The sequence below is a fragment of the Pantoea sp. AS142 genome (genome assembly GCF_037152305.1).
In the GTDB taxonomy this organism is placed as follows: Bacteria; Pseudomonadota; Gammaproteobacteria; order Enterobacterales; family Enterobacteriaceae; genus Pantoea.
In genome coordinates this window covers 1-449 of record NZ_JBBCMO010000027.1, presented here as the reverse complement: position 1 = coordinate 449, position 449 = coordinate 1, and the positions used below count along the sequence as shown (strand labels likewise).

Genomic DNA, 449 nt, shown 5'->3' with positions numbered 1-449 from the left:
GCAGCAACATAACATGCTCTATATGTCTGTTAGTATCCGCACATTACTAATGTTTCTGGGTAAGACTGACATGTCTCAAATAACCATCCATATTCTGAATGCTCAGGAAAAACTCACTGTTCACAGTGAATGGCTGCGAACTAAACTGACCGATACCTACGTACAAGTCACAAGGTTGATGCCGACTCCTTCAGTAGATGTCGTAGTTAAGGCCGGGAAGTTTGTTATCCCTGAAAAAGGGCATGCTGGTTTTTGTCCTGAAGCTGGTGTTATCTATATAACCGTCGATCCTGAAAACCCTGCATTCTGCAAAAACGTTGCGCACTCTATTGAGCATGTGTTTGCTCATGAACTTCACCATGCTGCAAGGTGGGCAGGACCGGGATACGGCTCAACGCTGGGAGAAGCACTAGTCTCTGAAGGACTAGCCGGGCATTTTTCTCTTGAGC

General features: G+C 45.9%; 1 protein-coding gene. It reads left to right on the top strand.

Annotated elements, in window-relative coordinates:
- Window positions 1-70: 70 nt before the first annotated feature.
- Window positions 71-449, top strand: a 379-nt coding sequence (locus WFO64_RS22375) for a DUF2268 domain-containing putative Zn-dependent protease (protein WP_337014401.1), incomplete at its 3' end; no start/stop codon positions are given.